This window comes from Bariatricus massiliensis (assembly GCF_900086725.1).
Taxonomy (GTDB): domain Bacteria; phylum Bacillota; class Clostridia; order Lachnospirales; family Lachnospiraceae; genus Allocoprococcus; species Allocoprococcus massiliensis.
In genome coordinates this window covers 1,708,593-1,735,342 of record NZ_LT574838.1, presented here as the reverse complement: position 1 = coordinate 1,735,342, position 26,750 = coordinate 1,708,593, and the positions used below count along the sequence as shown (strand labels likewise).

The 26,750-nt window shown below is 44.2% G+C and carries 23 protein-coding genes; all 23 read left to right on the top strand.

Going from position 1 to position 26,750, the window contains the following annotated elements:
* Nucleotides 1-83: 83 nt before the first annotated feature.
* Nucleotides 84-1,334, top strand: coding sequence for an AfsR/SARP family transcriptional regulator (locus BN6465_RS19860; protein WP_066738574.1), 1,251 nt, complete (start codon nucleotides 84-86; stop codon nucleotides 1,332-1,334).
* Nucleotides 1,325-1,816: a hypothetical protein gene (locus BN6465_RS19855; protein ID WP_227183667.1), complete on the top strand. Its 492-nt coding sequence runs from the start codon at nucleotides 1,325-1,327 to the stop codon at nucleotides 1,814-1,816. The genes BN6465_RS19860 and BN6465_RS19855 overlap by 10 nt, the downstream gene beginning before the upstream one ends.
* A 353-nt stretch (nucleotides 1,817-2,169) precedes the next feature.
* On the top strand, nucleotides 2,170-2,367 hold the full coding sequence (locus BN6465_RS19850; protein WP_066738570.1) for a hypothetical protein: 198 nt from the start codon (nucleotides 2,170-2,172) through the stop codon (nucleotides 2,365-2,367).
* Entirely contained in the window at nucleotides 2,357-7,213 is a 4,857-nt protein-coding gene (locus BN6465_RS19845; RefSeq protein ID WP_066738567.1) for a SpaA isopeptide-forming pilin-related protein, read from the top strand. Before BN6465_RS19850 ends, BN6465_RS19845 begins: the two co-directional genes overlap by 11 nt.
* A 111-nt stretch (nucleotides 7,214-7,324) precedes the next feature.
* Nucleotides 7,325-8,725, top strand: a complete 1,401-nt coding sequence (locus BN6465_RS19840) for a SpaA isopeptide-forming pilin-related protein (RefSeq protein WP_066738565.1) — start codon at nucleotides 7,325-7,327, stop codon at nucleotides 8,723-8,725.
* A gap of 79 nt (nucleotides 8,726-8,804) precedes the next feature.
* Entirely contained in the window at nucleotides 8,805-9,683 is an 879-nt protein-coding gene (locus BN6465_RS19835) for a class C sortase (protein ID WP_066738563.1), read from the top strand.
* Nucleotides 9,684-9,685: 2 nt separating this feature from the next.
* Entirely contained in the window at nucleotides 9,686-10,555 is an 870-nt protein-coding gene (locus tag BN6465_RS19830) for a class C sortase (protein WP_066738561.1), read from the top strand.
* A 32-nt stretch (nucleotides 10,556-10,587) separates the two neighbouring features.
* Entirely contained in the window at nucleotides 10,588-11,574 is a 987-nt protein-coding gene (locus BN6465_RS19825; RefSeq protein ID WP_066738560.1) for a DUF5979 domain-containing protein, read from the top strand.
* Between the two features lie 12 nt (nucleotides 11,575-11,586).
* Nucleotides 11,587-12,093: a hypothetical protein gene (locus BN6465_RS19820; RefSeq protein ID WP_066738559.1), complete on the top strand. Its 507-nt coding sequence runs from the start codon at nucleotides 11,587-11,589 to the stop codon at nucleotides 12,091-12,093.
* 21 nt (nucleotides 12,094-12,114) lie between these two features.
* On the top strand, nucleotides 12,115-12,861 hold the full coding sequence (locus BN6465_RS19815; RefSeq protein WP_066738557.1) for a hypothetical protein: 747 nt from the start codon (nucleotides 12,115-12,117) through the stop codon (nucleotides 12,859-12,861).
* Nucleotides 12,862-12,873: 12 nt separating this feature from the next.
* Entirely contained in the window at nucleotides 12,874-13,620 is a 747-nt protein-coding gene (locus BN6465_RS19810; protein WP_066738556.1) for a sortase B protein-sorting domain-containing protein, read from the top strand.
* A 5-nt stretch (nucleotides 13,621-13,625) separates the two neighbouring features.
* Nucleotides 13,626-14,528 carry a MucBP domain-containing protein gene (locus BN6465_RS19805; protein ID WP_066738554.1) on the top strand — a complete coding sequence of 301 codons (903 nt, stop codon included), beginning with the start codon at nucleotides 13,626-13,628 and terminating at the stop codon, nucleotides 14,526-14,528.
* A gap of 65 nt (nucleotides 14,529-14,593) precedes the next feature.
* Nucleotides 14,594-15,079 carry a signal peptidase I gene (locus BN6465_RS19800; protein ID WP_066738829.1) on the top strand — a complete coding sequence of 162 codons (486 nt, stop codon included), beginning with the start codon at nucleotides 14,594-14,596 and terminating at the stop codon, nucleotides 15,077-15,079.
* A gap of 4 nt (nucleotides 15,080-15,083) precedes the next feature.
* The gene (locus tag BN6465_RS19795) at nucleotides 15,084-16,295 is read left to right on the top strand and encodes an AfsR/SARP family transcriptional regulator (protein ID WP_066738552.1); all 1,212 of its coding nucleotides are present in this window, start codon (nucleotides 15,084-15,086) and stop codon (nucleotides 16,293-16,295) included.
* Between the two features lie 10 nt (nucleotides 16,296-16,305).
* Complete coding sequence (locus BN6465_RS19790; protein WP_154670296.1) at nucleotides 16,306-16,764, top strand: VHS/ENTH/ANTH domain-containing protein; 459 nt, start codon at nucleotides 16,306-16,308, stop codon at nucleotides 16,762-16,764.
* The gene (locus BN6465_RS19785; protein WP_066738545.1) at nucleotides 16,757-16,957 is read left to right on the top strand and encodes a hypothetical protein; all 201 of its coding nucleotides are present in this window, start codon (nucleotides 16,757-16,759) and stop codon (nucleotides 16,955-16,957) included. The genes BN6465_RS19790 and BN6465_RS19785 overlap by 8 nt, the downstream gene beginning before the upstream one ends.
* 210 nt (nucleotides 16,958-17,167) lie before the next feature.
* Nucleotides 17,168-19,012, top strand: a complete 1,845-nt coding sequence (locus BN6465_RS19780; protein ID WP_066738542.1) for a C40 family peptidase — start codon at nucleotides 17,168-17,170, stop codon at nucleotides 19,010-19,012.
* Between the two features lie 117 nt (nucleotides 19,013-19,129).
* Nucleotides 19,130-19,501 carry a hypothetical protein gene (locus BN6465_RS19775; protein WP_066738538.1) on the top strand — a complete coding sequence of 124 codons (372 nt, stop codon included), beginning with the start codon at nucleotides 19,130-19,132 and terminating at the stop codon, nucleotides 19,499-19,501.
* 21 nt (nucleotides 19,502-19,522) lie between these two features.
* Nucleotides 19,523-21,151 (top strand): Na/Pi cotransporter family protein, encoded by a 1,629-nt coding sequence (locus tag BN6465_RS19770; protein ID WP_066738534.1) that lies wholly within the window; start codon nucleotides 19,523-19,525, stop codon nucleotides 21,149-21,151.
* 114 nt (nucleotides 21,152-21,265) lie between these two features.
* A complete protein-coding gene (locus BN6465_RS19765) occupies nucleotides 21,266-22,612 on the top strand; it encodes a glucose-6-phosphate isomerase (RefSeq protein ID WP_066738532.1) in 1,347 nt (448 codons plus the stop codon).
* Nucleotides 22,613-22,691: 79 nt separating this feature from the next.
* The gene (locus tag BN6465_RS19760) at nucleotides 22,692-23,798 is read left to right on the top strand and encodes a PucR family transcriptional regulator (RefSeq protein WP_066738523.1); all 1,107 of its coding nucleotides are present in this window, start codon (nucleotides 22,692-22,694) and stop codon (nucleotides 23,796-23,798) included.
* Between the two features lie 39 nt (nucleotides 23,799-23,837).
* Nucleotides 23,838-26,129: a hydratase gene (locus BN6465_RS19755; protein ID WP_066738520.1), complete on the top strand. Its 2,292-nt coding sequence runs from the start codon at nucleotides 23,838-23,840 to the stop codon at nucleotides 26,127-26,129.
* A gap of 147 nt (nucleotides 26,130-26,276) precedes the next feature.
* On the top strand, nucleotides 26,277-26,750 hold the full coding sequence (locus BN6465_RS19750; protein ID WP_066738517.1) for an RNA polymerase sigma factor: 474 nt from the start codon (nucleotides 26,277-26,279) through the stop codon (nucleotides 26,748-26,750).

The following is a 26,750-nucleotide window of genomic DNA, read 5'->3' as shown; positions in this document are numbered from 1 at the left end:
ACGTTGTCATAAATTTTGTGATTGGCTATAATAGTTATAGTGCGAGTCAAATTTCAATGTAGAAAGCATTATAGGAGCGAATTATGAGTGAGAATTTACCTAAGTTAAGTGTACATGTTTTAGGAGGCTTTTCTATTACATATGGTGATAAACCGGTATCATTCGGCCGCAACAACGCGACTAAAGCAATGAAGCTGCTTCAGATTCTGATATACAGGGGCGAGCAGGGGATTGCCAGAGAAAAGCTTTTGGAAGAATTATACGGGCGGGAGGAACTTGCGGATGTGGCCAACAATCTGCGGGTCACCGTACATAGATTAAAGAAAATGCTGGCGGATGCGGGACTTCCCCCGTATGATTATGTAAATATTAAAAAGGGCATTTACCGGTGGGATGCGCCGATGGAGACCGAGGTGGACGCAAGAAGATTCTCACAGCTCATCAAGGAAGCCGAAGAGGCGGAAGACCTGAAAGAGAAGATAATGCTGTTGAAAAAGGCGTGTATGATATATACCGGTGATTTTCTGCCGGATTTGTCCGGTGATGACTGGGCGCTTGTGGAAGGTATACAGTATAAGAACCAATATACAGAGGCGTTAAAGCAGTTATGTAATTATTTAATGGACAGCGGTGACTATGAGGAGGTGCTTAAGCTCTGCGCCCCGGCCTGTGAGATGTATCCGTTCGATGAGTGGCAGGCCGTGCGGATAGATTGTTACATCGCCTTGAATCAATATAAAGAAGCTTTAAAAGAGTATGAAAACACAGCTAAAATGTTCTTTGAAGAGCTGGGAATCAGTCCTTCGGAGAAGATGCTGACACAATTTGAAATGATGAGCAGCAAGGTGAACTATAATCCACAGGCGCTCAAGGATATAGAGAAACGGCTGAAGGAGCAGGAAGAGGAAGAGGGCGGCGCCTATTACTGTAATCTGCCCAGTTTCCGTGATAATTACCGCCTTATCTCCCGTATGATAGAAAGGAATGGACAGTCGGTCTACATGATGCTGTGCAGCATTACCAACGGTAAAGGTCAGCCTATGGAGAACGGCAGCAAGCTTGAGGCGATGACAGAAGAGCTCTATGTTTCCATTAAATACTGCCTGCGCAGGGGAGACTGTTTTACCAAATACAGCCCATCCCAGTTCTTGATTTTGTTAGTAGGCGCGAATAAAGAAAATTGCGCCATGATATTTGAACGGATAAAAAAGTATTATGCAAGAGAGCATAAGTCATGGGGACAGTATCTTGAATATTTCATATCATCCGTGGCCGACGTGGATCAGGGAGATTCCCCGATTCGTTTTGATAAGGATGACACAATGTGGAAATAATTTATACAGGTATCGGACAAGAGATGGAAAGGGATAGTATGAGTCAGAAGAAAATTACGCATGTACCTTTGCATGCGCCAAACATCATGAACGTCTGTATAGATAAGAATACCGAAGGCGAGATGACAGGACGAATCTACCACTGTTATGATCAATCCCCGTGGCCATTCGCGAATGTGATGAGATTGATGGAGGCGATGGAGGATTTCTTTGATAGAATATCCTTCCCTCAGGCTTCTACACAGGCACGTACATTTACCAATGTGGAACACTATAAAAAAGGGACATTGAAGAAGGTCGTGGACGCCCAAGATGTGGCTAAGTACAGAGGAATCAGGGGAACCTTCCTGATTTGTGTAAAATACCGCCAAAATGCTACCTGGCAGGGTGAGGTAGAATGGGTGGAAGGGGAAAATGTCCAGCAGTTTGTCAGTGTGCTGGAGCTGCTGAAGATTTTAAGCAATGCGTTGGAAATGGACTAAATATAATATAAAGAGACTCCGGAGAGTTTATGGGATTCCCATAGATTTCTCCGGAGTTTTTTATAACATAGGAAACCATGTCCCCTATTCATAAAAACCCTCCGGGAGGAGGCACACTCGCGTGAAGACGTAGTATGTCGCAAGCGACCACGCTCGGCGCAAGACTGTGCCAAGGCGCATTCTTTATATCGCTAAGACAAAATCATTACACAAAGCCTATAAAATCTAAAAAAAAGTAAAAAAGTTAATAGAAACATCTTTTGGTAATGGTTTGTGTAATAGTTGGTGCGGTAAAATAGCATCAAGATACGAAATATGCGGAGAATTCCAGAAGGGAAGATGAAGATACTTGTATGGGCGCGAAGAAAGAAAAAACAGGGACATTTATATTGAAAATAATAGATTGTCAAAATGCTACCTGGCAGGGAAGCGTTACATGGGTCGAAGGGCAGCAGGAACAGTACTTCAGAAGCGCTTTGGAATTGTTGAAGCTGATAGATGGAGCATTAGAAGGAAACAAAGAGATAGAAGGAGGACGCCATGAAAAGTAATTTGAAAAAAAGAATATTAGCGTTTATGCTTTGCATGGTAATGGTGCTTAGCAGCGCGACATCCGTTCTGGCAGATGACGCAGACGCAGGAAATACCAGAAGCGTGGAAGCGAATCAAGAAGTGAATAGCGAGCCGGCGGCAGTTTCAGAAGAGGCGGACTCCACAGCGGAGACACAGGGCCAACCTGATGTGGAAGAAGAATCTAAAGATGTTGAGACTGAGCAGCCGACAGTAGATACATCAACAGGCAATCCAGAAGGAAGTGGAGAGCAGCAAGTAGAATCTACAGGGCAAGAAACTGCGAACGATATTTCTGTTTCAACTATAATTGATGGAACAACTATTACAATGAGCGGTTCGAGTACATCCTTTCCCCAAGGAAGTTCTTATGAGATTTCTGCATCTAAATTATCAGAAGATAAAATAAAAGATGTGGAAATTGCATTAAAGAAAAAAGAATTAGAAGAGAATACTAATATTGCACGTTATCAGGCATATGATATTAAGCTCCTCGTGGACGGAACCGAAGCACAGCCTACTGGCAATGTAAATGTAACATTTGAAGGTGGAGAAGTGCAAGAGAAGGTTGCAGGCGCAGAAAATGTTGAAGTATATCATATTAATGAAGAACAGCAGATAGCTAGTAATATAGAAAAAACCGTAGAAAACAATACAGTTGAAATGACGACAAATCATTTTTCTACATATGTAATCACGACAACTACTTCTAAAAAGATAGAAGTAAATATCCAACACTTTATTGATGGAAGTAAAGACAAAATATTTGCAGACAGCACGTTGTATTTAGATAATACAGGTTCCATTGATTTAGGAGTAAAAGGCGGAAATTATGAGGTTACTAAAATTGTAAAAGTTACGATTGATAAGTATGGAAAAGAAGTGGAAACCGAAATAGGCGATGACCGTGTAATTACTGAAGATACCAATTACCGAGTTTATTATACGGCTACAAAAGAAAAAAATGTTGAGGGTGGAGTAACATTTTATGACTATCAGATAAATCCCAAATCAGGCAAAAGTATCAATGACAGTAGTAATTACCCTAAAGGGGCGGCAGACAATACTAAATTAGCAATTGGGAATGAACAATACAGGAAACAAGGCGAAAAATATGTCACCAAAAAAAGTTATGGAGGAGTAAGCTATAAAGACAAAAATGGAAAGACTAATACATTTAGTGCCGCAACGGTAAACATTAATAATTGGTCTCAGACATATGACGATTATATTTACAAAGATATTATAACGGGTGTTGACATTGATACAGGCGCTTTACTAATGGGAACAAATAGCAATGGCGCAACGTTAACAGAACCAGGATTATTTACAGATGAAGAGTTTGAAGGAAAGCAGGTCTACAAGAATTATAAGCTAAATTTAGACCGGGATGGAAATACTTATAGGTTAAGTAAAGTAACAAAGAACGGTGTAAATAAAGCTACTGATATGAGTAAGTTTTTCCCATTAGACGATTATAAGGGAAAGGAAGCAAGTAAAGAAGCATATTCGGATAGTAACCATAATTATTATTTTGGTATGCGTTACGACATTGAATTCTCATTAGAAGACTATATTGGTGAATTAAATTATAGTTTTTCAGGAGATGATGACTTATGGGTAGTTTTGGATGGAACAAAAGTTGTTGTTGACGTAGGCGGAATTCATGACGCTATGCCACAAGAAGTCGATTTGTGGACTGTATTACTTAATAAGCAAAGCTATTCCGAAGAAGATAAAACGCAGTACGTAAAAGAAAATGGCGCCGAGAAACATCGGTTAACAGTTCTTTATTTGGAACGAGGAGCCAACCTTTCAAACTGTAATATGTATTATACATTACCAAACAGCAGTATTATCGAAGTCAATGAAATTGGAACGACTAGTTTATCATTTACAAAAGTTGATTCTAAAACAGGAGCAAAACTTGCAGGTGCTGGTTTCACACTTTATAAAGATGCAGAATTAACACAGCCTGTTAACACATACAAAAATGAGGATGGTGAGACAGTAGCAAAAGAAGAGCTTACATCTGAAAACGGAACCATTACACTTGAAAATTTAAAATTAGGAGATGTGTATTATCTTAAAGAGACGACTGCTCCTGACGGATATATTCCTAGTGATAAGATTTATAAGATTACCGTCGCATACGAGGACGGTAAAGCTGTTGCCAAACTATTTGCTATAGATGATGAAGACGAAACAGCTATCACTGAAATTCCAAACCAGTTAATTGAGGAGTTCATAAACGAACAGCTTGTCTATGATAAAACAGCTCAACTTATTGATTGGGATAAACGAACTTATCAAATTAAGCTAAACGCGTCGTCGATTAAAACTATAACCACAGAAGGCGGTACTAAAGAAGTAGATGTTGCTCTGGTCCTTGATAGGTCAAACAGCATGAACTATTATGGCGGGGTAGATATAAGTAAACCAGTTTCTGGTGCGCCTTCTCCAAACGGAACATACTATTATTATGAAGCTGATGGAAATTTATATCGGTTGCAGTATAGTAATAACAGATGGCGACGATGGACTTACTATGTAGAAGACTCTGCAGATGCACCGGACAATGAAAATCATGGATGGAAGAGCCAAACAAATGTAACTCTTGATACTTCATTAAAATATTACACCGGATATTCTACACGATTGGCAATTATGAAGCGGGCAACATGCGAATTTATTGACTCATTGGCAGAGATTTCTCCTAACAGTAATATTTCAATAACTGCTTTTGCAGGGAGCGCGTCGGTAGGAAGAACCATGCAGAATATCGGCGAAAATAAAGATTCTTTGAAATCATACATTAATGGATTGTCAACTACATCATCTACGAATACGTATGATGGGCTTGTTAAAGCAAATGGAACATTTAGCGCTGATAGCAAAAATGAAAAATTTACAATTTTATTATCAGACGGTGTTCCTACCACTAATAAAACGAGTGCTGAAAATTTTGCCGCCACTATGGGACAAAAAGGTATAACAATTCATACGATAGGCTTTTTCGTAGATACAGAAGGAGAGAATCATTTAACAAAAATTGCTAATAACGGCAATGGTAAATTTCTCTTTGCCAGTGGTGCTGCTAGCTTGGTTGACTCATTTGATTTAATTTTGGAATCAGTTATAACTGGTATACCAATCCAAAATGCAACAGTGAAAGACTATATTGATTCACGTTTTGAAGTGACTGATATAAACGGAGTTCCTTTGCCTGAAAATTCAGAGATTTCAGATAATCTTGGAAACAAAGGACTACTTAAAAAAGATGGCTCTGGAAACTGGTATGTTGTGTGGTCAGAAATAACAATTCCACCTAAAAATAGTCAGACAGGTAACTCTGGCTGGTCAGCAAATATTTATATTAAAGCAAGAGACAATTATATTGGTGGTAATGCTGTTACAACGAACCAATCCAATTCCTCTATAGTTTTTGAAAATGGCGTTGGAGCAAAACTTCCACAGCCAACAGTTAATGTAAAAGCTGAATTGGATGTAAGCAATCAGATAGTAACTATTTATAAAGGCGATGTTGTACCTACAGAAGAAGCAATATTAAACTCTCTCTTTGATACAAAATATATTGGACACTATGGAGTGGAGGCTAACGATTTTAATCTATCTTGGTACACAAATGAAGCGTGTACAGAAGGGATTACTGCCGAAGAACTAACAAATAGAATACCGGATAGTGATACTACATTTTACTTAAAGGTTACCTATGACGCTGGAATCCCTACAGATCAGAGTAATACTAATACTACTATAGATAATAAAGTTTATATTTCTGGTGATGAGGATCATATCGTAGAAGCTTTAAATGATGGCAAAGTTTCTGGTAAAGAGTCGCCGGATTTCAAAGATGTAATTGATAAGCCTTATGGTATATACAAAGTAAAAGTAATCTCTGGTGAAATCCAGCTTACGAAAAATTTAGAAAAAGCATCTGAAAAAAAGCAAGTTTTTAAATTTAATATCAAGAAGGATGGTAAAGAGTTTAAAGAAGTTTCTATTGTTATACCGGCAGGCGAGACATCAGTATCATTAACTTCAGCGGAGCTTAAGGATTTACCAAGAGGAAGTTATGAAATTACAGAAGTTCCTGTGGCTGGATACGATTTACAAAATCTTTTAGTAGATAATGCCATAACAAATTGTGAAAATTATACAGATATTAAGGGTGAATCTGCAACTTTTGTTTTAGGAAACAATACCGACAAAGAAAATGTCATTAAGAACTACAGTTATAATATGAAAGATGGTGGAACTGTCGGGAAAGTAGAATTTACCAATGCAGTTGTATTTACAAACTGGGATATTATCAAAAGGAGTACCAGTGGAGAGAATATCGTTTTGGGCGGTGCGGAGTTTAAGCTAAGACCAAGTAATGCCATAGAGGCCCTAAGTAAGCCAACATATTATGGACGGTCCAGTAACGATGGAATAATAGAATGGTATAGCGATAAGGATTTTACAACTAAAATAACAACAGACAATCTTGAACATGGTTCCTATATTCTGACAGAGGAAAAAGCGCCAACAGGCTATTCTATTAACGAAGAAAACTGGACTATAGAAATTGGGAAAGGCGGACTGAAATCTATTACATCATCAGAAAAAGAGCCTGCACATCAAAGTGAAATAATAGAGGGTAAAACTATCATACATTTTTACTTTGAGAATACTCCAGTATATGACCTGCCCAGTGCAGGAGGTTACGGAATCTATTGGTATTCGATTGGTGGCATGCTGTTAATGATAGCTGCGGCACTAATCTTATATAAAAATAAGTGTAGGGAGGTGCTGAAGAGTTAGCGTATGAAAAAGGCTTTTCAGCGGTCCCGGCACCGCAAAATACAGTAATCAGGAACTAAGAGTAAAATGAGAAATTTGGGCAGGGCCCACAAAAAGAGAAGGAGAACGATTATGAGTAAAATCAAAAAAATCTTTGCCGTGTTATTGACATTGGCTATGGTGCTCGGAATGAGCATGACAACATTTGCAGCTGACAAAACAGCTACTATTACAATTAATAACGCAGGTTCAACAGCTAAGTTTCAATATGTGCAGGTAATTGAGCCTGACACAACGACAGTAACAGGTTGGAAGTTTTCCAATGCCGCTATTGAAGCTTCCTATCTAACAGCATATGATGCTACAGACGCACAGACGGTTATCGCTGCTTTAATTAAGGGTGGAGACGCAGCTAAGACTCAGGCAGCTTTAGACGCTGTCCTTTCCACTCAGACATTAAGCGCAGTAACAGCGAGTCCGATTACAGTTACAAAGGCCGGTGTTTATGCTATTAAAGGTGAAGAAACAGGTTATGCATATAGTTCAATGGCAGCATATATTTCATTTGAAAATTACAACGCTTCAACAGGCGTGCCGCAGACATTAAAGAGTACTACAATAGAAGCAAAAAGAGTACCGACTACTGTTATTAAAACAAATGATGATGAAGATAAAGTAGTTGAAATCGGCCGTGAAGTTACATACAATGTTGAGACAACGGTTCCGTATATTGCGGCAAATGTTTCAAATCCGAAGTATATCATTACAGATACCATTTCTGGTGCGAAGTATGCTTTAAATGCAGATGGCGATCTTGAGGTTAGTGTAAAAATAGGCGCAAATGCAGCTACAACTTACAAAGTAACGCCTACTGTAAATACAGAAGGCAAAGAAACCTTTACGCTTGATTTAAGCCAAATATTAACCGGAAACAAAGATGCAAATAACAAATTAGTTCTTACTTATAAGGCAATCGTAACAGATACACTTATTGGAAATACTGTAAAAGCGGGGGACGGAGAAAACGACACAAAATACGGTACAGATTACGATAAGCTTGTTACAGGAGAAATCACGCTGACAAAGACAGGTGAGAATAAAGCATTACTTGCAGGCGCTAAGTTTGTAGTATACAAAGAAGTTGAAGGAACAAAGAACTACGCGAAATTCGACGCTAACAATAAATTTGTTGCTTGGACAACGAATAAAGCGGAAGCTACTAAAGTAGTTACTGGTGAAGACGGTGCTGTAAAAGTTGAAGGTCTCGATGCAGGCGCAACATATAAGTTTGAAGAAGTTGAAGCACCGGAAGGATATAGCATCAATGCTACAGACTCCGTAGCCACATGGGGAACAGTTGATGAGAAATTAGAAGAAACCGTTAAAGGTACTGCTTCTATGACAGATACCAAGCTTTCCGCTCTTCCGGGAACAGGTGGTATCGGTACAACAATCTTCACAGTTGGCGGATGCCTGATTATGATTGCAGCAGCAGCGTTATTCTTCGCAAGCCGCAAAAAACATACAAAGTAATTCATTTAGATGTTAGATAATCCGGGGCGGTAAACGCCCCGGATTCATAAAAAAGTATACAACAACAAGGAGAGTCCGGATGAAAAAGAAATCAACTACAATTATTGTTTGTCTTATATTTTTAGCTGGTTTGTCCTTACTGCTGTATCCTTTTGTAGCCAACCAATGGAACAATTATAGGCAGAAGCAGTTAATCAGCAACTACGAGAGTGTAGTATCCGAAAAAGAAGCGGCCGGAAAGATAGATTATAAGGCCGAGATGGAGAAGGCGGCGGCGTATAACAATGCACTGCTTCCCAGTATCCTGCCCGATTCCTTCGCAGTGGCAGATGCCACCGAGGAAGAGGATGAAGTATATATGTCTTGTCTCAACATTGCGGAAGATGGTATGATGGGGATGGTGGAGATACCGAAGATTAATATTAAGCTTCCAATCTACCACACAACAGAAGATACGGTTCTTCAAAAAGCAGTGGGGCATTTGGAAGGAAGTTCCCTTCCAGTTGGTGGTGAAAGCACACATTCTGTCATATCGGCGCACAGAGGACTGCCGAGCGCGTCCCTCTTTACAGACTTAGATAAGCTGGAGGAAGGAGATCATTTCTTAATCCACGTATTGAATGAGACTTTATGTTACGAAGTAGATAAGATATCAGTGGTAGAGCCGGAAGAGACGGACAGCCTTGCGGTGGAAGAAGGAGAAGATTTGATGACACTCCTCACCTGCACACCTTACGGTGTGAATACGCAGCGGCTTCTGGTACGAGGACACAGAGTGCCCTATGTAGAAAAGGAAGTTGAGGACGAAGCGTCACCACTTGGAGTGTTCAGTCTGCATACCAATTATCTCCTTTGGGTGATTGTAGGTCTGGCTGTTACCGGTGCAGTAGTTTTCGTATTGTACAGGCGCGAGAAGAAGATTCGCAAAGCGGCTGAAGAGGAACCAAAAAAGGAGTAGATATGAAAAGAAAGATTTCCACAGTCCTGTTTGGCCTGCTGTTTCTGATAGGGTTTGGAATTCTCGTTTATCCGACGGTTGCCAACCAGTGGAACACCTACAGACAGAGTAAATTGATTAGCAATTATGAACAGGTCGTAAATGAGATGGAGCCGGAAGATTTCACCAGAGAGTGGGAAGCTGCGAGAAATTTCAATGACACGATGCAGCAGAATAACTTGTATACGGATGTGTTCGGCGAGTCAAGTGAGGATGTCACAGGAACTGACTACTGGAAGGTTCTTAATATAGCAGAGGATGGTATTATGGGTTATATATCCATCCCCAAGATTAATGTTAAAATCTCTATCTATCACGGGACTGCGGATAAGGTACTTCAGACCGGGGCCGGGCACCTGAACGGCACCAAGCTCCCGATAGGCGGAGAGAGTACACACAGTGTACTTGCGGCTCACAGAGGGCTGCCAAGCGCCAGACTTTTCACAGACGCAGATCAGTTGGAAAAGGGCGACAAATTTTATATACATGTGCTGGACGAGGTGCTTGCCTATAAAGTGGATCAGATACTTGATATGGTCGAAAAAGATGACCATGAGACGCTGGAGGGGGCGCTGCAGATAGAAGAGGGAAAGGACTATGTGACATTATTTACCTGCACTCCCTATGGAGTGAATTCCCACCGTTTACTAGTACGAGGAACAAGAGTACCGTACAACGGAGAAGAAGAGGCGACCGAGACGCTGGCCGATTCCATGCTCCAGTCAGTCCAGAATTACTATATGATATATTTGATATTAGGGTTATCTATAACGATACTTGTGATACTATTAATGAAGTTCCTGTTTAAAAGGAAAGAGAACAGGAAGCATTAGCTAACAAGATTTCTTAAGGAGGATAAGATGCGATGATGAAGAAGAGAGTAAAAGAAGGAAGTGCTGTATTACTGGCTTTAGCTCTTGCGTTTTCCGCACTTAGTCTGCCGGGAGCACGGGCAGCGAACGCGGTAGACACCAATGCCTCCTGTTCTGTTGAATTTTCAATCGGCGGAGATTATGAGGACCTAAAGACGATAGAGGGTGGTGTCCCGATTAATCTTTATAAGGTTGCATCCATCGACGAGACGGGGGCTTATAAAGCGGAGAAAGGGTTCGAAAGTTTGGATTTGAGTTCTGTTGAAAATAATAACAGCTCGGCAGATACATGGCTCAAGAGGGCAGAAGAGGCAAATAAATTAATAAAAGGTACTACCCCGGCCGCTACAACAACCACAGTTGGAGGAAAGGCCCTTGCCAGTAATCTTGCCACCGGGTTATATCTGATAACGGCGGAAGAAGTAAAAGCCGCCAACTATGTATATAATTTCACCCCATACCTCATTTCGCTGCCAAATAATTATTATTACGCAAGTGGAGACGATACATGGGTCTACGATTTAACAGGAGCGAACGCAGTCGGTCTTAAGCCGGAACAGACAGCGCGGTTCGGCTCTCTGGAAATTACAAAAGAGTTGCTCGACCATCATATTACACTTGGAGAGAAAGCCACCTTTGTTTTCCAGATTGATATTACCACGCTGGACGGTAAGACGGAGGCGAGACAGATTGCACTGACCTTCGACGGATACGGAAGTAAATCAGCGGTGATTGATAACATTCCGGCAGGCTCTGATGTTGTAGTGACTGAGATATACAGCGGAGCGGGTTATGAAACAGTGGGCAGTGATTCCGTCAACACGACAATCGTGGCGGATGACACCGTATCAGCAGGATTCCAGAACCAGCATGACGGGCACCTGCAGGGCGGCTATGGTGTCGTGAATAACTTTAAGTTAAATGAAAATAATCAGTATGACTGGAATAAGATGAATGACAATGCGGACGCACAAGAGTAGGGGGTATGAGTGATGAGAATAAAGTTTGATAAAAAGCCTGTTCTTCTGGCAGCAGCGGCGCTGGCCCTCACTGCCACTCTCTCCGTAGGAAGTGCGATGGCTTACTTTACCGCTCATTCCGAAGCGAGCGGGGCTGTGCAGCTCAACATCGGTTTTACCGAGACAGAGGTGGAGGAAACGGTAGACGGAGACGGCAAGCATGTCGTGATTAACAATATTGGAGATTATGACTGTTTTGTGAGAGTGAAGGTATTTTCAGTAATCGATGTGGATTATAAGCCCACCGGCAGCTGGAGAGACGGGGGAGACGGGTACTGGTATTATGATTCCGTACTTCCGGCAGGAGGAAGCACAGAAGAATTGTTAGTAACATTTGAATATCCGAAGAACACAGAAGAAGATAAGAAGGAAGAATTCAACATTATAGTAGTTCAGGAATGTACGCCGGTTGTCTACGATGCAGAGGGCAATGGAATCGCGGACTGGAACAGAGTGATAACTTCCGACAGTACGGACTAACAGGTAGGAGGTAGGTAGAAAATGAAAAAGAATAAAAAGTCATTTCCTTTAAAACCGGTCCTGCTCCTTTCGGCATCAGCGCTTCTGCTGCTTGGAAGTACTATCGGAAGCACAAGAGCGGCGTTAACATATTACAGTGAGAACTATTCGGTTCAAGTAAATATGCCAAGTATCGGCGTAACACTTATGGAGAATGGCAAGGAAATCAGCAGCAAGAATTATACAGACAGCGGAGAATGGGCCGAGACAAAGGGTGAGCTTCTAAGCGATATGCTCGGCAAGGACGGCAAGCTGACGCCGGGTAAGAAATATGAGGAAAAGCTGAGTGTGAAGAACAGCGGCAACATCGATACATTTGTCAGAGTTATCATCACAAAGAGCTGGCAGGATGAGGCAGGAAAAGCGACAGATCTCTCACCGGAGCTTATTGAGCTGAACCTGACAGGCAATGGCTGGGAGCAGGCCAAGGTAGCATCTTCCCCGGAGCGGTTAGTACTTTACTATACACAGGCGCTTCCGGCAGGAGAGACTACACCCGAACTTTCCGACACGATCAGAATCGACAATAAAATTGCCGAGATGGTGACGAAGCAAGTATCACCTGACGGAAAGACGATACAGTATGTATATGACTACAATGGTTACACATTCCATTTGGACGCGGAGGTCAACGCAGTACAGACCAATAATGCGAAGGACGCGATCAAGAGCGCCTGGGGCGTGGATGTCAATGTGTCATCAGACGAAACAAGTATAAGCTTACAATAGGAGGTACAGAACATGAAAAAGAAAATTTTGTGCCTTGCCATGACAATGATTATGGTTGTAGGCGCTTCCATGACAACATATGCAAAGGATCATCAGGGGAAGGACGGCTGGCTTGTCAACTTTGACGGCAAGGAGCTTGACAGTAACTTTGGCTCTTCTAATCTGGCAGATGAGGCGGCCCTTGTTCAGCCCGGTGACAGCATTGAACTGAAGGTTCAGATACAGAATTCAGCCAGTGGAAAGACAGACTGGTATATGGCCAATGAGGTCATCCAGACTTTGGAGGATGCCAATGAGCAGGCTTCCGGTGGTGTGTATGAATACCGCCTGACTTATGTAAACAGCTCTGAGACGAAAGTGCTGTATGACAGCGCGACAGTCGGAGGAGAAGACGCCGGTAAAGGGCAGGAAGGCCTGAAACAGGCATCAGATACGCTGAAAGATTACTTCTATCTTGACCGCCTTGGCAATGGAGAGAAGGGAACCGTTCATCTCTGGGTCAAGGTAGACGGTGAGACTCAGGGTAACGGTTACCAGCAGACACTTGCAAAGCTGCAGATGAATTTTGCGGTTGAGGAGGTAGCCGAAGGTGGAACAACTACAACGAACAAAGTGATTAAACAGGTCGTTAAGACGGGCGATACTTCGAAAATATTATTGCTCTGTGCATTGGCGATGATAAGCGGAATCGTTCTCCTGATTTTAGGCATTGTGACGATGAAGAAGAACCGCAGATACCGCAGAAGGAAAGGGGAGTAGCAGAGATGAAAAGATGGAAAAAGATGCTCGTGTCTATCCTTATAGTCTGCCTGTTCTCCGCTCTTTCTTTTACAAATGCACTGGCAGCCGATGAGTACGGATATACCTTGACCATATCAGCGGGAAATAAGGGTACTATCAATGGAGCAGACAAAGAGGTGCTTACGGATATTCGCAAAGGAAGTGGGATAAACCTTAGTATCGATAACGTGCAGGTGACTGACAGTAAGTATTATGTGAAGGGCTTCAGACGCAGTGGGCGAGACAATGAAGAAGCTTTAGCTGTAGTATCATTTAAAATAACAGAAGACGCGGATTATGTGGTAGCCTATGGTGTCAAGGGGAACATGGTCGCTTATACAGTGAACTATCTTGACGCCGACGGCAATACACTTGCTCCAAGCAGTACATTTTACGGCAATGTGGGTGACAAACCGGTGGTGGCATATCAGTATATTGAAAACTATGTACCGCAGGCATTGGCGCTGACGAAGACATTAAGTGCAAATGAAGCAGAAAATGTTTTTGACTTTATGTATACACCGGGTGAATCAGGAACGGTTATTGAGACTACTACTACGGTGACAACTGTAGTGGGAACTCCTGCCACGACAGGCGGAACTGCAGGTACGGCAGGAGGAACAGGAGCAGCCGGTGAAGCAGGTACCACCGAGGGAACAGGGGAGACGCCTGAGACCGAAGGCGGAGGAACAGTGGAAAATCCAGATGAACAGACGCCACAAGGACTGGTGGACTTAGACGATGAAGACACTCCAACTTCAAATATAGACGCTTCTGAAAAAGAGACTAGCAGGAAAGCACCGATTGCGGCTGGTATCGCGATTATAGTATTATCACTTGCGGCATTGACAGCATTGGTTGTATACTTAAAGAAGCGTGCAAAATAAAACTATATTTCATGTGATAAAAGGGGAAACCAGTTTTGAGCAGAGGGAAAAAGGAAAGGAGCCCAGTGGCTGTTGTTTGCAGTGCACTGGGCACTGTTTTACTAATAATACTTGTACTTGTCTGTCTTCCACTTACTGTACCGCGGGTGTTTGGATTTCATATATATACGGTTATAAGTGGAAGTATGGAACCGGCTATTTCCACAGGCAGTCTTGTATATGTAAAGGGGATACCGCCTGAGGAGGTGGATGAGGAAGATGTCATTGCATTTTATGGGTCAATGGACGGCGCCTCTATTATCACCCATAGGGTCGTGGCTAACAGTGAGATTATGAGTGAGTTTGTTACCAAAGGTGACGCCAATGATAAGAAGGATATGAATCCTGTCCCTTATGACAATTACATAGGGAAAGTGATGCTTACTGTTCCCGGGATGGGAAGAATTGCGCAAGTGTTTACCAGTAATTCTGGTAAATTCGCGGCAGCGGGGCTTATTGGGTTGGCAGTGATACTTCAGATAACAGCGGCGGCTATTGACAAACGGAAGTGATGCTATGAATGAGGAACATAATAAAATAAAGATTCAGATGTTTGGTAATTTCAGCATGACAGCGCAGGGAATTGTGCTTGACGAAGAGAAAATCTGGTCTACGATGCTGACCAGACTTATCTCGTATTTCTTATGCTGCCGGACGAGAGAGATTCCTTCACAGGAACTTATCGATGTACTGTGGGGAGAGACAGAAAGTGAAAATCCCGCGGGAGCACTTAAGAACTTGATATACCGGCTCCGGACTTTACTGAAAAGAACTTGGCCCGAGTATGATTTTATCATCACAGGGCACGGGACATACCGGCTCAATGAGAATCTTCCGCTGGTGCTTGATACCGAAGAGTTTGAAACATGTTGCGGCAGGGCCGCAGATGTAAATGAGCAGGGAGAAAAAATCCGGCTTCTTACGAAGGCAGTTGAATTGTACAAAGGTATGTTTCTCCCTAATATTACGGGAGAGTATTGGGCGCTGTCACTTTCTACGTATTATCACTCTATGTATCTGTCTGCTGTAAAAGAGCTGGCAGGGCTTTTGGAAGAGGCAGAGAGATTTGAAGAGATGAGTAGAGTCTGTAGTTTGTCCCTAAAGCTGGAGCCGCTGGATGAAGATTTGTATTGCCTAAGCGTGCAGGCTTTAGTCCACCAGAATAAGCTCTATCTTGCGAGGGAACAATATCATAAAGCAGTCGATACACTCTATGAAAATTTAGGAATCAGCCCTTCGCAGAATCTGCGGAAGGTTTATGAGAATATTTTAAGGCAGACACATGAAGAGGAATTAAGTCTTCAGGTAATCAAGGAAGAAATGGATGAAGACGATAATGTAGGAGCTTTTTACTGTGAATATGGTGTCTTTAAGAAGCTCTATCAGTTAGAAAAAAGACGCGCGGAACGTTTGGGAATTTCGGAATATCTAGTTCTCGTCACTGTGACTCCCAGACAGGAGATTAAAACGGACTCTCAGGCTTATCTTGATATACTGGGAGAAGCAATGCAGACACTGCGGACGGTGCTTCTCAATTCCCTACGTGCCGGTGATGTAATTACAAAATATAGTGGCTCACAGTATTTGATTCTCCTGCCGACATGTCAGTATGAGACGGCAAAGATAGTTGTCCACAGAATAGAAGCCGGCTTTTTGAATCTTAATAAGAAGCGGGTGGGCCTGCAATTTGGATTAGAAGAAATGGGTTTTTGGGATTTGCCTAAATAGGGAAAGGTTTATGATGGATATGAGTGATACAAAACAAGCAAAATTGCCGGCAAACAGCATCCGCATATGTTTCCGGGAGCGCCGGCCGGAATGCTTCCAAGGATGGATATGTGGAGTTGCCTGTAAGGATGTGGTGGAATTTTATGACGCTGCCGATTTAATTATTAAAATTGACAGTGTATACAATCGAATCGGCCATCCACAGCCGCATCAGATTTTACGCAGTTTTGGAGAAACGGATGAACCTTGTGCTTATTGTGGACAGCCCGAAAGATATCATACAGATGAGGAGATCAAGGCTATGCATGGAGAAGAAGGAACCTTTGAGATGCTCATGCTCACAAGGCACAGTGCAGAGTGGCAGGGTATGCTCACATGTATGGAGAGCGGCAAAAGAGGAAAATTTGCAACTACATTGGAATGTATAAGACTTCTGAATGAGGGTTTAAGGAGCGATTGTCATGGATAAAAAGACTAGGAAAGTAGAACTGTACGGACAGACATTTATTATTGATATAAAAGGGAGTCATAATAACACATGGCAGGGTACCATATTGTGGGTTCAAAAGCAGAAGAAGGAGTCCTTCAGGAGTACATTGGAATTGATACGGCTGCTTGATTCAGCGGTTGAAACCGTAAAAGAAGAAGAGCAGAAAAATTAATAAACATTTAGCTTTATTTACCTACCATATTTTAGATTTAGGGTGTATACTAAATTTGTGCTAAGGTCACAAATGACTCGATAATTTTTTCTAAAATGAACTTCATGTGACCGGAGTATGACTTTCTTTTGATATAGTGATATAAAGTAGTTTTATTCTGATTCTTGGAAAGAAAGGCATATATATAAACTTAGCATTGGAGGGCAGAAGATGAAAAGAAAAGTAGTAATGAGATTATTGTGTGTTTCAATAGCGTCGGTCATGCTCGTGTCCAACACGGCAGTTTTGGTGGCGGGCGAAGAAACGCGCACTGCCATATATAACGGACAGCAAGTGACCGTAACGGTAAATGGTGACAAGGTGATTCTGCCGGATGGCCAGATAATAGCGCTTACTGATTGTGAACTTATTCCGGAACAGGTAACGCCTGAATCAACGGACTCTCAGGCGACGGTGAATCCGGAAGTACCAAGTACAGAAGCGCCAAACGGAGAGACACCGGATATTGAGAATCCTGATGTGGAAACCCCGGATACAGAAGCGCCTGACATAGAGAACCCAGATACAGAAACACCTGACACAGAGAATCCAGATACAGAAGCACCTGATACAGAGAACCCGGATACAGAAGTACCTGACACAGAGAATCCGGATATAGAAACGCCTGACACAGAGAATCCGGATACAGAAGTGCCGGATACAGAGAATCCCGATGCCGGAAATCCTGATATAGAGACGCCAGCTCCGTCAGAACCTTTAGAAAAACCAGCTGAGGGGAATGCTTCCTTGGAAAGTAATGGCCTGCCGGGCGTAGGGAACCCATTTGCCGGCAGTAAGGAAGACGTTCCGTCTCTTAGCATTGCCAGTCCGTCACTTAAGGCGGGTATTGGATTTTATGTAGATGAGTTGAAAGATACATACCGTCTTGAATTCTCTGAGACATTTGCCAATATACTTACAGAGATTGAATCGGAATATAGAGAAGCGTCAGTGAAAAAGGCCATTGAGGCTGCCGCAAAGAAAGCGCAGGCAGAAGCAGAGGCGGCGGAACTTCCGGCGCCGGAGGAACCCGTGTCTAAGGTTCAGGTGGCAGAGGATGTTGTGCTGGAGGAAATCAAGGCAGAAGACTTAAAGATATCCGTCAAGAACTGGCAGGATATAGTGGCAGTCTACCTTTTGGAACAGAGCCGGGCCGGCGTGACAGAATTTAGATTGGATGATTCCTGTAAAGCACGTTTGGCTGAATTACTCAGCGAGATGAATACACCGACCATTACAGCGGAAGAGCTTATATGTGAACCACAGTATATCGACGCTTATATAGAAGCAAATAAAGAGACACTTACAGAGAATGAAATTGCATTTCTCAAAGAATATACATCGTCAAGCTTCTCACTTTTATGTTCTGCGGCAACGGGGGCGGAGGGATTTATCCTTGAGAGCCTCGGCGGGGATGTATCGGCTGAGAGAGCACAGGTTGTAGCGGCGGGCTATAGTCTGGTAGGCAAGATTCCATATTTCTGGGGCGGCAAGTCCTCGGTAGTTGGATGGGACGACAGATGGGGAAATCCGGCTCAGGTGACTGCGGCGGGAACCAGCTCCAGCGGAACGATTCAGAACTACGGGCTTGACTGCAGCGGATTCGTGACATGGGCCTTTGTAAACGGGTATGAGAATTCTGCGGCGGCCTCTTTGATTGGTCACGGTACAGCCACTCAGTGGGCAATGTCCGAGGCAGTTTCGGAGGAAGAAGCGCTTCCGGGCGATCTTGTATTTTTGCAGCAGCCCAACGCGGCAGGCATCAATCATGTAGGTATTGTGGTAGGCCGAAACGACGACGGCTCCTTAATCGCGGTACACTGCAATGCTGGAAAGAACGGCGTCACAGTTGATTCAGCGTATCAGGCAGGATTCAGATATGTGAGAAGGCCCCTGACCTACACCGATGATGAGGCGGAGGCTCTGACCGGGAAACAGGTGAGGCTTCAGGAACTGAAGGAGAAAATCACGCAAGAGAATGAAAAAGTGCTGACAGCTTCTGCTGTAACAAAATAACGATACGGTGCCGGAACGAAAGTTCCGGCATTTTCTTTTGAAATATTTTTATATTATTGGAATTCTCATTTTCATATGCTAGAATATCATTAGTATTTTTGAGAGGAGAGCAGCCTTATGAGCCGGATGATTAGACAAGCATTGCTTTTACTTTCCCTTTTCATAGGGGTGTTTTTTTTACTACAAACGGATACCACCTTAGACTCAGCAAGTATTCACAGTACAGATATCAGTGTACAATCTGTTGATCTGGTATTTCGTCCAGTTCAAGTGAAGACGGCAGGCAGGGTTTTGATAAAGGTTGTATCAATACCGGCTGCCTATCTACCTCTACTTTTTCTTTTTCAGTGTCGTGCAGATTATTTTCTGCGCGGTCTGATAGCCGGTATCTGGCTGATTTCGTTTACGATATATACACTCCACATTATTTACAGGGAGGATGGCAAGAAGAGGCCTCAGTCTGCCCAGCTATATAAACTTTGTAAATAACACAGATGGAGAGGAATATACATGGAGATAAAAGATTTGCTGGCATTGCCCGGAGGCCTTGCCTTATTTTTGTATGGAATGCAGATGATGAGCAGTGGTCTGGAGACTGCTGCCGGTAACAAGATGAAGCAGATTCTGGAGCGGCTTACATCCAACCGCTTCAAAGGCGTTCTGGTGGGGGCGGCTATCACGGCGGTGATTCAGTCCTCCTCCGCCACTACGGTCATGGTGGTGGGATTTGTGAATTCCGGATTGATGACATTGAATCAGGCAGTTTGGGTGATTATGGGCGCCAATATAGGTACGACCATAACAGGGCAGCTGATTGCGCTGGATATCGGTGCAGTCGCCCCATTAATTGCTTTTTTAGGTGTGGCGGCAATTATGTTTATAAAGAGCGAGAAGGTGCGGCATATCAGCGAGATATTTGCCGGGCTCGGCGTTCTTTTTATCGGGATGGACATGATGAGCAGCGCGATGGCTCCGCTGCAGAACTCGGAAAGTTTCATTCATTTTATGACGACCTTCCGCAATCCGGTGGTGGGTATCTTGATCGGCGCGGTATTTACGGCGGTAATCCAGTCCTCCTCCGCATCGGTTGGTATTCTGCAGGCTCTGGCGGCCACGGGGATGATTCCCCTTTCCAGTGCGGTATTCATTTTGTTCGGCCAGAATATTGGTACGTGTATCACGGCGGTCCTTGCGTCCATAGGGACGAAAGTAAATGCCAAAAGAACCACGTTGATCCACTTGATGTTCAATATTATCGGCACCGTGATTTTTACTTTCATTTGTGTGCTCACACCCTTTGCCCAATTTATGGAAGGCTTGACTCCGCACAATCCGGTAGCGCAGATTGCCAATGTGCACACCGTCTTTAATATTGTGACTACACTGCTTTTGCTGCCCTTTGGCAATTTCATGGCAAAAGCGGCCCAGAAGATTCTTCCCGATGGGAAAGAACCCAAAGAAGAGAAGATGGAGCTTAAATTCATCCGTCCTTTTGAGAGCAGCTATATAGTGGGGCATGGCGCACTTGTCCTGACTCAGATCGAGCAGGAAGTAGAGCGCATGCGGGCAATGGTGCTGCACACAGTGGCAGGCAGCTTTGACGCTGTAATTAAGAGCGATTTGTCAGAGAAGAAAGCGTTGCTTGAGAAGGAGGAATATGTGGACTATCTGAACGCTGAGATTTCCAGATATATTGTATCTGTGATGCCTTCGGAGATGGCGGTGCAGGATTCCGTGAAGCTGACCGGTTTTTATAAGATATTGAGCAATCTGGAGCGGGTGAGCGACCATGCTATGAATATTCTTGGATATGCGGAGGATATTGTTGTGAGACAGGCTGATTTTTCCGAAGAGGCAAGGCAGGAAATCTCGGATATGAAGTCAGTTTGTCTGGAGATTTTAGATGCAATTACAATCCAAGGCTGGCCGGACGCGAAGAACGTGCTGGAGAGGACGGCGAAGCGTGAGCAGAAGATAGACGATATGCGTGAGAAATACCAAAGACAGCAGATGAAGAGAATGATAAAGGGAACCTGTAAAGCGGATGCGAGTATCCTCTACTCTGAAATGCTCACAGATTTTGAGCGTATTGGCGATCATGCGCTGAATGTGGCTGAGCAGTATTATGAGATGGTGTAAACAGTTCATTTTAACTTGCTAAAGTACAGTCAGTTTGATAAAATGATGTCAGGGTCAAAAAGTTATACAATGCTTAAGTGTTTTTAAAACTGAATTCAGGGAGGAAGGATAGTAATGGCAAAAGTAACGTTTGATTATTCTAAAGCAGGAACATTCATAAGAGAACATGAAGTAGAGTACATGAGCAAACTGGCGGCGGACGCGAAGGAGACGCTTGTTTCAAAAAGTGGGGCAGGCAATGATTTTCTTGGATGGATTGACCTGCCTGTAGATTATGATAAAGAAGAGTTCGCACGGATTCAGAAAGCGGCCGAGAAGATTAAAAGTGACTCGGAGGTTTTGATCGTAATCGGCATCGGAGGCTCTTATCTGGGGGCCAGAGCGGCCATTGAGTTCTTGCGCCATGGCTTCTATAACATGGTTTCCCAGGAAGTGAGAAAGACTCCGGAGATTTATTTTGCCGGGAACAGTATCAGCAGTACATATCTGCGTGATTTGATTGAGGTGATCGGGGACAGAGATTTCTCTGTAAACATCATCTCCAAATCTGGGACGACCACTGAGCCGGCTATTGCCTTCCGTATTTTTAAAGATATGCTAGAGAAAAAGTATGGCAAAGAGGAGGCTGCGAAGAGAATTTATGCCACCACTGACAAGGCCAGAGGTGCGCTTAAGAATCTCGCCACAGAAGAAGGCTATGAGTCATTTGTAGTACCGGACGACGTGGGCGGGCGTTTCTCTGTACTGACCGCGGTCGGCCTTCTTCCGATTGCTGCCAGCGGCGCGGATATCGTGAAGCTGATGGAGGGCGCGCAGGATGCCAGAAAGGACGCTTTAGAGCAGCCCTTCGAGGAGAACGCGGCGCTTCAGTATGCGGCGGTGCGCAACATTTTACTGCGCAAGGGTAAGACTGTGGAGGTGCTTGCCAACTATGAGCCTTGCCTCCATTTTGTAAATGAATGGTGGAAGCAGCTCTATGGAGAGAGTGAAGGCAAGGACGGAAAAGGCATTTTCCCGGCTGCCGTGGATTTGACAACGGATCTGCATTCTATGGGGCAGTTTATTCAGGACGGGAACCGTATCCTGTTTGAGACAGTTATGGAGATTGCACAGTCAAGTGCAGAGATTGTAATCAATGAAGAAACGGTGGATTTGGACGGGCTTAACTATCTGGCCGGACAGACTGTGGATTTTGTTAATAAGAGTGCGATGAACGGGACGATTCTGGCTCATACGGACGGGGATGTACCGAACTTGAAAGTGACCATTCCTGCTCAGGATGAATATAGTCTTGGACAATTATTCTATTTCTTTGAATTCGCATGTGGTGTGAGCGGTTATCTGCTTGGGGTGAATCCGTTCAACCAGCCCGGTGTAGAGAGTTACAAGAAGAATATGTTCGCCCTTCTCGGCAAACCTGGATTTGAGAAGGAGCGGGAAGAGCTGTTAAAGAGATTATAAGGCGGGGTATGGGGCTGTTTGATGAAACCAGCCCCTTTTTCCTTACATTGCACAAGACTTAGAGGGAGTAGGTGATAATTTGTTATCCAATCAGATATTACAGAGAACGATACATGAGATAGGGGAAATCACCGGGTGCGTCTGCGCCATATGGAGTATGGCGGGAAGCTGCGTCGCGTCTGCCGGTGTGCAGGGACGTGAGGCGTTAGAGGAGACGGGGCGTTTTATCCGGAGTGTCCGTGAGGAAGGGAATCTTTCCGAGAAGGTGGAAGCAGAATATGCGATGTTTCTTATCTGTGAGGAGCTGGAGCCGGTCTATGTGCTGACTCTTGAGCGGGGACAGACAGCCGCCGATCTTGGCATCTGCGGAAGGCTGGGGGTAAGCCAGTTGGAAAGCCTGCTTCGTGTATGCCGTGAGCGCATGGATAAGAATCGGTTCATGCAGAATCTTATTCTGGACAACCTGCTTCTAGTCGATATCTATAATCAGGCAAAGAAGCTGGGGATTCAGGTAGAGAAGCGGCGCATCGTCTTTTTGCTGGAGCCGAAGAGTCCTGAGGATACGATTGTTTTAGATATGGTAAAGGGAATCTATGCCACGGGCACAGGGGATTTTGTCACGGCGGTGGATGAAGGGCACGTCATATTGATCAAGGCGCTGGAGGAGACCGAAGACTACCGTGAGGCGGTGCATATTGCCGAGATGCTGGTGGATGTCATAAATACAGAGGCTATGGTGAATGTCCGCGTATCTTACGGTACTATTATCAACGAGCTCAAAGATGTCTCCCAGTCCTACAAGGAGGCGGGGATGGCGCTGGATGTGGGGCGTATCTTTTATGCGGAAAAGAACATACTTGCCTATAAAGAGCTAGGTATCGGGAGATTGATACATCAGCTTCCAATAACGCTGTGTGAGATGTTCTTGGAAGAAGTCTTTTCTGGTAAAGCGGTGAGCCAGTTTGACGAGGAGACGCTTGCCACGGTAGACAAGTTTTTTGAAAATAATCTGAATATCTCGGAGACAGCCAGAAAGCTTTTTGTCCACCGTAATACATTAGTGTACCGTCTGGAGAAGATACAGAAGCAGACAGGGCTGGATGTCCGGGTATTTGAAGACGCGCTTACATTTAAAATCGCATTGATGGTGGCGGACCATATGAAGTTTGTCCGTTCTGAGGAATAACGCAACTAATTAATTTGACAGAAAAGGAGTAGTAGAACGATGGTGAAATTGTATGACGGCGGAGCCTTTCTTGTGAATGGCATAGAAATCATCGCTGACGCGCAGGACGCGTGTGCGGCGGTAAAGAGTAAAACTGGTCTGGACGTGACGAAGAAAGAAGCGGCCGAACAGACGATGGCTTACGGCATTTTGAAATCTCATAATACATCCGGCAATATGGAGCGGCTTCAGATTAAGTTCGATAAGCTGACCTCTCATGATATTACATTTGTGGGTATTATCCAGACAGCCAGAGCGTCGGGGCTTGAAAAGTTCCCGATTCCTTACGTTCTGACTAACTGCCATAACAGTCTCTGTGCGGTAGGTGGAACAATCAATGAAGATGATCACATGTTTGGACTGACCTGCGCTAAAAAGTACGGCGGCGTCTATGTACCGCCCCATCAGGCGGTCATCCACCAGTTCGCGCGGGAGATGCTTGCAGGCGGCGGAAAGATGATTCTCGGCTCGGACAGCCATACCCGTTATGGCGCCCTTGGTACGATGGCCATGGGCGAGGGCGGCCCGGAGCTTGTCAAACAGCTGTTGAATAAGACTTATGATATTAAGATGCCCGGCGTGGTGGGAATCTATCTGGACGGTGAACCTGCAAAGGGAGTAGGCCCGCAGGATGTGGCGCTTGCCATTATCGGCGCTACCTTTGGGAATGGCTATGTCAATAACAAAGTCATGGAATTCGTCGGCCCGGGTGTAGATAAGCTGAGTGCGGATTTCCGTATCGGCATCGATGTTATGACGACGGAGACGACCTGTCTTTCTTCTATCTGGAAGACTGACGATAAGATTAAAGAATTTTATGATATTCATGGAAGAAGTGAAGAGTATCAGGAATTGAATCCGGGGGCAGCGGCATACTATGACGGAATGGTCTATGTGAATTTAAGTGAGATTAAGCCGATGATTGCCATGCCGTTCCATCCGAGCAATGTGTATACCATCGAGGAAGTGAATGCCAATCTAAAAGACGTGCTCCACGATGTGGAACAGAGGGCACTTGTGTCCTTGGACGGTGCGGTAGATTATTCACTGCAGAGTAAGATAGTGGATGGCAGGCTGTACGTCGATCAGGGAATTATTGCGGGATGCGCAGGAGGCGGATTTGAAAATATCTGTGCGGCAGCCGATATCATCAAAGGCAAATATATCGGTTCTGATGAATTTACTTTTAGCGTGTACCCTGCAAGTACACCAATCTATATGGAGCTGGTGAAAAACGGCGCGGTGGCCAGTCTCATGGAAGCTGGTACTATTGTGAAGACGGCGTTCTGCGGCCCTTGCTTTGGCGCGGGAGATACGCCAGCCAACAACGCATTTTCCATCCGGCATTCCACCAGAAACTTCCCGAACCGCGAAGGCTCGAAGCTTCAGAACGGACAAATCTCTTCCGTGGCGCTTATGGACGCCCGCTCTATTGCGGCGACAGCGGCGAATAAGGGCTTTTTGACCGCGGCCACGGACATGGATGTGGAATATACGAATCCTACGTATCATTTTGATAAAAATATCTATGCGAACCGCGTGTTCGACAGCAAGGGTGCTGCCGATCCGAATGTGGAGATTAAGTTTGGCCCCAATATCAAAGACTGGCCGGAAATGAGCGCGCTGCCTCAGAATCTGGTATTAAAAGTGGTATCTGAGATTCATGATCCGGTCACAACTACAGATGAGCTGATTCCATCCGGCGAGACTTCCTCTTACCGCTCCAATCCGCTTGGGCTGGCCGAATTTACTTTGTCAAGAAAAGACCCTGCTTATGTGGCAAGGGCCAAGGAAGTACAGAAAGCCCAGAAGGCTATCGAGGCAGGGCAGTGCCCGCTGAACGTTCTGGAAGAGCTGAAACCTGTGATGGAGAAGATTCAACAGATTTGTCCGCAGGCCGGAGAAGGAAATATTGGTGTAGGAAGCACCATTTTTGCGGTAAAACCAGGCGACGGCTCTGCCCGGGAACAGGCGGCATCCTGCCAGAAGGTATTGGGCGGCTGGGCAAATATTGCCAATGAGTATGCGACGAAGCGTTACCGCTCTAATTTAATCAACTGGGGCATGCTTCCTTTCATCACGGAAGAAGCGCACACGACACTTTCTTTTAAGAACGGTGACTATATCTTTGTGCCTGATATACGCAGGGCGGTGGAAGAAAAGAGTCCTGTGGTGAAGGCGTATGTAGTGGCCGGTTCCATAAAAGAAATAGAGTTAAAGCTGGGCGACCTTACTGACGCCGAGCGTGAAATTATCTTGAAGGGGTGCCTCATTAATTATTATAGAGGATAAGATAAGTTATGGGGATGCATTGCGTGGTGCATCCCCATATGTTTTTTGAAAATAATTTAAAGTTTATGCAACAGAAGGACTTTTTTTTTACTCTTATATATATCAGACGCCATATCAAAAAAGCTGAATGAGGGAGGAGGGAATGCCGTGATAGATGCAAAAGCATTTACGGAGCTGTACCGCAGTGTTTATAAAGAATTGTACCGGTTCGCACTTTGTATGATGAAGCATCCTCAGGATGCAGAAGACGCAGTTAGTGAGGCTGTGATATCGGCATATGAGAATATACATAAGCTGAAGAAGGATGAGGCATTTAAGTCTTGGATATTCACCATACTTTCCAATGTGTGCAGGAAAAAGCTAAAGGCAAAGGAGCGGACGGAATCGGAGCTGAAACCGGAACATATTGCAGGGGGAGGCGACGCCGACAGCGGATTAAGGGAGGACGTACAAAATGCCTTTTTTATTTTAAGCGAAGAGGAACGTCTGGTAGTATCCCTTTCTGTTTTTGGCGGATATAACAGTAAAGAGATTGGGGCGATACTCGATCTGAATGCCAATACGGTACGCTCTAAAAGGAGCAGAGCCTTGGAAAAAATGAGTTTGATATTAAAAGAGTAA

Coding starts and splice junctions, on each gene's coding strand:
- BN6465_RS19860 (WP_066738574.1), top strand. CDS start 84: ATGAGTGAGAATTTACCTAAGTTAAGTGTACATGTTTTAGGAGGCTTT.
- BN6465_RS19850 (WP_066738570.1), top strand. CDS start 2,170: ATGGGCGCGAAGAAAGAAAAAACAGGGACATTTATATTGAAAATAATA.
- BN6465_RS19845 (WP_066738567.1), top strand. CDS start 2,357: ATGAAAAGTAATTTGAAAAAAAGAATATTAGCGTTTATGCTTTGCATG.
- BN6465_RS19840 (WP_066738565.1), top strand. CDS start 7,325: ATGAGTAAAATCAAAAAAATCTTTGCCGTGTTATTGACATTGGCTATG.
- BN6465_RS19835 (WP_066738563.1), top strand. CDS start 8,805: ATGAAAAAGAAATCAACTACAATTATTGTTTGTCTTATATTTTTAGCT.
- BN6465_RS19830 (WP_066738561.1), top strand. CDS start 9,686: ATGAAAAGAAAGATTTCCACAGTCCTGTTTGGCCTGCTGTTTCTGATA.
- BN6465_RS19825 (WP_066738560.1), top strand. CDS start 10,588: ATGATGAAGAAGAGAGTAAAAGAAGGAAGTGCTGTATTACTGGCTTTA.
- BN6465_RS19820 (WP_066738559.1), top strand. CDS start 11,587: ATGAGAATAAAGTTTGATAAAAAGCCTGTTCTTCTGGCAGCAGCGGCG.
- BN6465_RS19815 (WP_066738557.1), top strand. CDS start 12,115: ATGAAAAAGAATAAAAAGTCATTTCCTTTAAAACCGGTCCTGCTCCTT.
- BN6465_RS19810 (WP_066738556.1), top strand. CDS start 12,874: ATGAAAAAGAAAATTTTGTGCCTTGCCATGACAATGATTATGGTTGTA.
- BN6465_RS19805 (WP_066738554.1), top strand. CDS start 13,626: ATGAAAAGATGGAAAAAGATGCTCGTGTCTATCCTTATAGTCTGCCTG.
- BN6465_RS19795 (WP_066738552.1), top strand. CDS start 15,084: ATGAATGAGGAACATAATAAAATAAAGATTCAGATGTTTGGTAATTTC.
- BN6465_RS19790 (WP_154670296.1), top strand. CDS start 16,306: ATGATGGATATGAGTGATACAAAACAAGCAAAATTGCCGGCAAACAGC.
- BN6465_RS19785 (WP_066738545.1), top strand. CDS start 16,757: ATGGATAAAAAGACTAGGAAAGTAGAACTGTACGGACAGACATTTATT.
- BN6465_RS19780 (WP_066738542.1), top strand. CDS start 17,168: ATGAAAAGAAAAGTAGTAATGAGATTATTGTGTGTTTCAATAGCGTCG.
- BN6465_RS19775 (WP_066738538.1), top strand. CDS start 19,130: ATGAGCCGGATGATTAGACAAGCATTGCTTTTACTTTCCCTTTTCATA.
- BN6465_RS19770 (WP_066738534.1), top strand. CDS start 19,523: ATGGAGATAAAAGATTTGCTGGCATTGCCCGGAGGCCTTGCCTTATTT.
- BN6465_RS19765 (WP_066738532.1), top strand. CDS start 21,266: ATGGCAAAAGTAACGTTTGATTATTCTAAAGCAGGAACATTCATAAGA.
- BN6465_RS19755 (WP_066738520.1), top strand. CDS start 23,838: ATGGTGAAATTGTATGACGGCGGAGCCTTTCTTGTGAATGGCATAGAA.